Source organism: Magnetococcales bacterium, assembly GCA_015232395.1.
Taxonomy (GTDB): Bacteria; Pseudomonadota; Magnetococcia; order Magnetococcales; family JADFZT01; genus JADFZT01.
This window is the reverse complement of record JADFZT010000133.1, coordinates 1-6,223: the sequence shown is the minus strand read 5'-3', so window position 1 is coordinate 6,223 and position 6,223 is coordinate 1. Positions and strand designations below refer to the sequence as shown.

Genomic DNA, 6,223 nt, shown 5'->3' with positions numbered 1-6,223 from the left:
TGAGATTTTCACATCAAGCAGTCAACTGGCCTGGGAATGCTATCAAGCTTGAACGGACTTTTTTCGGGGGACTCATGCTTGGGCGAATCAAGTGGCAGAAGATGGACTGGAAGTATTTTCAGGGAATGATCACCCACGCCAAGGAATCCTGTATCACTACACTGGTCAGGGGGTTGGAAATCAAGGAAGACCTGGTGGTCGAGGGGGTTCAGGATGACAACTATAAACAAATTCTCGTTCAGGACCTGCTGAAAGCCAAGGAACATGAGCATATTGCCATTCAGGGATGGGGAGTCAAAGAGGTCGGTTCCAATCCAACGGTCAAGGTAAGACCCCAGAACAACAGTGGGGGAGTCGAGCCATCGGCCGGTATCACTGATGTTTCCACGAAGAGTCGGAGCACCCAAGGTCCGGCCCCCAGTGGATCGGGGAGAAAAAAGCCGGGAACATCGGAGAGGATGGACCAGCCCCCTTCCATGACTTCTGCGCCTCACACCACGGGGGAGAAAGTCTTGCCCCGGGATCTGCTGGTGCAGATCTTCATTCCGGACTCCAACAGCGGCATGAACGGTCGGTTTGCAGTGGGATTGCCGGTCGCGCCGGATCGTATTCTCACTTCTCTGAACGCACTGTTACCAGCTGCCACCAAACCGAGCCGGATCAAGATTCGGTGGCCCCACCGGGAGGAATGGCAGCCGATCACGGATATTGCCTGGAGAGGGAATGGCGATGTGGATGCCGCTCTCCTAGACTGTCGGTTCCCCCTGGAGATGGCTGGGAGGCACGCCAAAGTATCTTTCGACGATCTGGAGGAGGGGATGCATTGGAAAAGTTTGGCTTTTCCGCTCAACTCCAGTCCGACCCATTCTTTCGAGGTGACCGGTGAAATCGGTGGGCCGGTCGGTGAAATGTTTGAAACGAGCATTTCCTTTCCGAATAATGGAAATTTCGGCAACCTGTCGGGTGTTCCGGTTTTCAATGGAGAGGGGGCGGTGGTCGGTGTCATCGGCAGCACTGGGGAAGATCCTCTTCGTTCCGGTTTCCGGAGGATGATGGCCATGGAACGCCTTCACCGCATTCCCGAATTCCTTGAAAGCCTTTATTGGCACGACGAGATGCGGCGCAAAAAGCGGTTGGACAACGTCAAACGCGAGGTCGCGACCCAACTGAATAATTCCAAGGAGGCGAGTGATTACCTCGACAGCGAATTACAATCAGCAGGCCTCAATACGGGAAGTTTGGCGGATCGGCTACTCAACCTGAACGTAAGCAGCCTGATCGCCCTTCTCGTGAATCTGTATGGGGAATTTGTGTCATCGAACCCGGAAGCCGCAAAGGTAGGGAGCCATATTCTGTGCAAGGTTGTGCCTGTGCGGATGCCGATTTCCGATATTCGGGACGTGCGTCGGCAGATGGCCGATCCCAACATGTATATCATCATCATGAACGCCGGCACGGAAACCGCTGCTGAGTTCATCATGGCCGACGCCATGGAGCGGGCGGCCTCTTTCCGCAGGACGGAGGGTGAAAAGGGCTACACGCTGGGTCGCACCGGGATCCCTCTGCCTCCGGAAAGCGGGTGGAGTGAAGATCCGGTCGATAATTTTTTCCACAGGCTTGAGGACCAGTTGATCAAGGAAACTCTCAATCCTCGTGACCACGAAGTGATCGACAGGGAGTTTGAACCTGGCACGATGGAAAGTCGAAACAGAAAGCTCCAGTTGGTCGAGTATTTCATGTCTCCATCGGACCCGAAAGAGCCTATTACCTTAAGGCCGATCGTCTGGTATCACATTTTCGATGCCAGCAGAGTCGACGAACAATTCAGGATGAGATTGGAGAATATGAATAAAAACTACCCATCACTCCTCTTCATCTCTCTCTCCGAAAAGTACGATAGACTGAGGGAGGACAAGAAGAGTTTCAACATTCCAGTCGATATGCTGGTGAATTGCGCATGAATCCCTCCTCTTATCTCACTTTCAAACAGGGTCACTACACCCCGCTTCCCCCTCAGGGGGGTGTGTCGGGGGTTGTGCACGTGTTCGACACGGACAGCATCGAAGCGGTCAACGCCGCCTTGGCTGCGCGTCGTCCCCTGCTGGTCCGGGGAGAGCCCGGCATCGGCAAGAGCCAGCTTGCCCACGCGGTTGCCGTCGAGCTGGGTCGTGCTTACGTCTCCCATGTTGTTGATGCGCGCACCGAGCCGGGGGATCTGCTGTGGCAGTTTGATGCCGTCGAGCGCCTGGCCGAGGCCCAGCTTGCGTCGGCCTTGGGTCTTGACCCCGACCGGATCAGCGAGCGGCTGGCCATCGACCGCTACTTGCGTCCCGGTCCGCTGTGGTGGGCGTTCGATTGGCAGGATGCCAAAGGCAGGGCGCGTCATGGGAATCTGGGCACCTTCGAGGAGCCGGAGGGATGGAACGCCCAGAGCGACGGTGCAGTCATTCTCATCGATGAGATCGACAAGGCTGAAACCGACGTTCCCAACAGCCTGTTGGAAGCCCTGGGTGCTGGTCGTTTCACTCCTCCCGGACGGATCGAGCCGATCCGAATGACCGGCGTGCCGCCTCTGGTGATGATCACTACCAACGAGGAGCGGGCGCTGCCTGATGCTTTTCTTCGCCGTTGCCTGGTACTGTTTCTTGAGTTGCCGGTTGATGACGACAAACTGGTTGCTTTTCTGACGCGCCGTGGCAGTCGGCATTTTCCCGCTGCCAACAAGGGGGTTTTGAAAGCCGCCGCCCTACAGTTGGCCGCTGATCGGTTGGAGGCCAGAAACCGCAACTGGTTTCCGTTGCCGGGACAGGCAGAGTACCTGGACCTGGTGCGTGCCGTTCTTGCCCTGCACCCCGACGATCCGCGTGGACAGCGCCGGACGCTCAAGCGGATTGGGCGCTTCGCCTTACGCAAGCATCCCGAGGCGCCGACGTGACCACGCTGCGGGGACGTGCCGATCTCGTCCGGGCTTTGGCCCACGGGCCATCGGCGCTAGCCGCCATGGCGCGTGTGATCGGTTTTGAGGAACAGCTGCGTCGCAGGGAAAAAAACGGCGGCAAGGTCGATCGGGATGACAAGCCATCGGCAGGACGTGACGACGTTTTCCGGTCTGCGCCCGAGCCGCAGGCCCCGGTGGTCGAGGAGGCGGTTTTCTGGCAGCCCGTGGCCTATGAGGCCACCGGGAAGGGCCACGGGGACGATACGGCACCGCCGCCTCCGCCTCCGGAAACCCTGATCGGGAACCTGCTCTCCGGGGCTGCGCCCGCCATGCGGCCACTCACCACTTGGAGCGAGGCGTTGCCCCGGTTGAGGCGTGCCGCCGCACAGCCGGCAGAGAGCGGCATTCCTGACCTGAACCGCTTGGTGAAACTCCTTGGCGAGGGGAGGTTCGTGCGTCGCCTGCCCCGTAAGAAGCGCCTGCGCTGGGGGTCGGAAGTCCAGATCATCGATGACCGCAGCCGGCGTCTCACCCCCTTCTGGGAGGACCAGGATCTGATGGCCTTCCACCTTCGTCGGCTGTTTCCCCACGAGGGCGTCGCATACGCCCGCATGTTCGAAGGGGGAGCTGGGCCGTTCATGCTGACCCGCCGTGGCTCCGAAACCTATGTGTTGCCGCCCCCCGGCAGCCTGGTGATGGTGCTGGGGGATTTGGGTTGCCTGGCCACCTCACCTGAGGAGCTGGTTGGGCGGTGGGAGAAGCTGGGCGCTCGGCTGCGGGCGGCGGGGTGCCGCGCCGTGGCCTTGATGCCTGCCGCCCGCCACCGCTGGCCGGTTGGGCGGCTGCGTCATTGGACCCTGCTGGAATGGGAACGGTCGGTCTCTTCTCACGCCCCGGCGGTATCCCCCGCCACTCACGCGGAACGCCTGTTGCGCCTGGTATCCCCGGCGGTACGCATCGAACCGGGGCTCCTGCGCGATGTTCGTCTCTGCCCGGGGGCTGGCGGGGCGGATGCCGGTGCGGAATCCGACGTATGGCAACACCCATCCCTGTCGAGCAATCATGCCGAGGCTGCGTCCCTACACCCGGACGATGCCGGTCGTCTTCGACAGGCCTTCGAGGAGGAGCCGGAAGAGGTCCGCCGGGCTGTCCTGGAGCAGTTGCTGAACTGGCGGGCGTGCCTCCCGGCAGAGATCTACTACGAAGAGGTGTTGAGCCTGACTCCCCGCTCTCAACGGTTGGTCCCGCCCGGCCTTCTCCAGGCTGCCCGGAGTACCCTGGAGAAGGCCGGGCGGCTGGCGTGGTCGGACGATGACAGTCCACTGAAGCGCACCATTCTGGCTTGGGGGAGCCGTGGGATGGAACGCATCCCGACGGCTTTTTGGTATGATCCGGGACTCTCCCGCATCTTCCTGGCCGCTTGGTATCAAGCCTACCACACCGACCCGCAGCGACCGCCGCCGCCCGGTTTTGATCCCGCCCAAGTAGCCTCCACCCTGGCACCCAGAACCTTTCCATTGCGGCAAAGGGAATGCCGTATCGAGGTGGGCGGATCTCAGGAGGGCAGCCTGCTGGCCACCATCACGACTCGCAACAGACTGATTCAGCTAACGGAGGATAAGTCTGCTGCGGTGGTGGATCCTCCCCCCTTCTGGAAATCCGGCGCGCCACCGCCGTGGGCTGAGGCGTGGGGGCGGGATGATGATGGGGCGTGGGTGACGTTTTCCCTGGAAGGAGTTGTTCAAAAATTGCGCTGGATCCCGCCCGGTCGATTCATGATGGGCTCACCCGAGGATGAGCCGGGTCGTTATGATGATGAAGGCCCGCGTCATGAGGTGGTGATTGGTCAGGGCTACTGGCTGTTTGACACCCCCTGCACCCAGGCGCTTTGGCAGGCGGTGATGGGGGAGAACCCGAGTAAATTCCAAACCCCCGACCGCCCGGTAGAGCGGGTGAGTTGGGATGATATCCAAGAGTTTCTAAACCGGATCAACGATCGTGTTTCCGGTCTTGATCTGACTTTGCCGTCGGAGTCGCAATGGGAATATGCCTGCCGGGCCGGGACGGACACCGCCCTTTATACCGGTGAGATAAATATTCTGGGCGAGAGGAATGCCCCGGCCCTGGATCCCATTGCCTGGTACGGCGGCAACAGCGGGGTTGATTTTGATCTGGATAACGGCTGGGACAGCAGCGACTGGCCGGAAAAGCAGTATCCCCACGAGAAGGCTGGGAGCCGTCCGGTGGGGCTCAAGGCTCCCAATTCATGGGGTTTGTACGATATGCTGGGTAATGTGTATGAGTGGTGCGCCGACCATCGGCATGAAAATTATGAAGGCGCACCCACCGACGGCAGCCCCTGGCTGGAAGAAGGTCAGGCTGGCGGCAACCGTGTCATTCGCGGCGGGTCCTGGCTCGCCTTCGCACGCCTCGTGCGCGCGGCGTACCGTTACTGGTACTCCTCCGACTACCGCGATGGCCACCTGGGTTTCCGTTGTGCCCGAGTTCCCGTGAGCCAGGCAGGCGGGCAGGCTGTGGAGCCGGTGGAGGCGGCGCTCCCTTGGCAAGCGGAGCGCCAAGGGACGCAGCTTCCGCCGAGCGGAACGGCCCTGTTGAGGCTTCGTGAGGAGCCGCAGCAAAATTTTTGTGAGATTCCCCATACCCATTCGTTCATCGTCATGAGCGACTGGGAGCGCCTGAGCTTTCGCCGTATCATCCGTCCCTCTTGGGCCGACGCCATGGGCCGGGACCGTCATGGCCTATGGGGGGAGTTCGTGGTTGGTGAGGCCCGGCAAAAATTGCGCTGGATTCCCCCCGGTCGTTTTACGATGGGTTCACCCGAGGATGAGCCGGGTCGCTTTGATAGGGAAGGCCCGCGTCATGAGGTGGTGATTGGTCAGGGCTACTGGCTGTTTGACACCCCCTGCACCCAGGCGCTTTGGCAGGCGGTGATGGGTGAGAACCCGAGTAAATTCCAAACCCCCGACCGCCCGGTAGAGCAGGTGAGTTGGGATGATGTCCAAGAATTTATAAACCGGATCAACGAACGTGTTTCCGGTCTTGAACTGACTTTGCCGTCGGAGTCGCAATGGGAATACGCCTGCCGGGCCGGTAGCACGACCGCTCTTTATAGCGGTGCGATCGAGATCCTGGGCGAGAGGAATGCCCCGGCCCTGGATCCCATTGCTTGGTACGGCGGCAACAGCGGGGTTGATTTTGATCTGGATAACGGCTGGGACAGCAGCGACTGGTCGGAAAAGCAGTATCCCCACGAGAAGGCGGGGA

At 60.5% G+C, this 6,223-nt stretch carries 3 protein-coding genes and 1 pseudogene; all 4 read left to right on the top strand.

Translation table 11 applies throughout. The annotated features are described in order from the left end of the window. Window positions 1-74 precede the first annotated feature (74 nt). Complete coding sequence (locus HQL52_19600) at window positions 75-1,961, top strand: hypothetical protein (GenBank protein ID MBF0371647.1); 1,887 nt, start codon at window positions 75-77, stop codon at window positions 1,959-1,961. Then, window positions 1,958-2,935 carry an AAA family ATPase gene (locus HQL52_19595; GenBank protein MBF0371646.1) on the top strand — a complete coding sequence of 326 codons (978 nt, stop codon included), beginning with the start codon at window positions 1,958-1,960 and terminating at the stop codon, window positions 2,933-2,935. The genes HQL52_19600 and HQL52_19595 overlap by 4 nt, the downstream gene beginning before the upstream one ends. Window positions 2,936-4,296: 1,361 nt before the next feature. Next, window positions 4,297-5,454: pseudogene (locus tag HQL52_19590) on the top strand (formylglycine-generating enzyme family protein). Between the two features lie 162 nt (window positions 5,455-5,616). Next, window positions 5,617-6,223 (top strand): formylglycine-generating enzyme family protein (locus tag HQL52_19585; GenBank protein ID MBF0371645.1); only part of this gene is annotated, 607 nt, incomplete at its 3' end.

What these genes read in the sequence shown, in the direction of transcription:
- HQL52_19600 (MBF0371647.1), top strand. Translation starts at nt 75, where the DNA reads ATGCTTGGGCGAATCAAGTGGCAGAAGATGGACTGGAAGTATTTTCAG.
- HQL52_19595 (MBF0371646.1), top strand. Translation starts at nt 1,958, where the DNA reads ATGAATCCCTCCTCTTATCTCACTTTCAAACAGGGTCACTACACCCCG.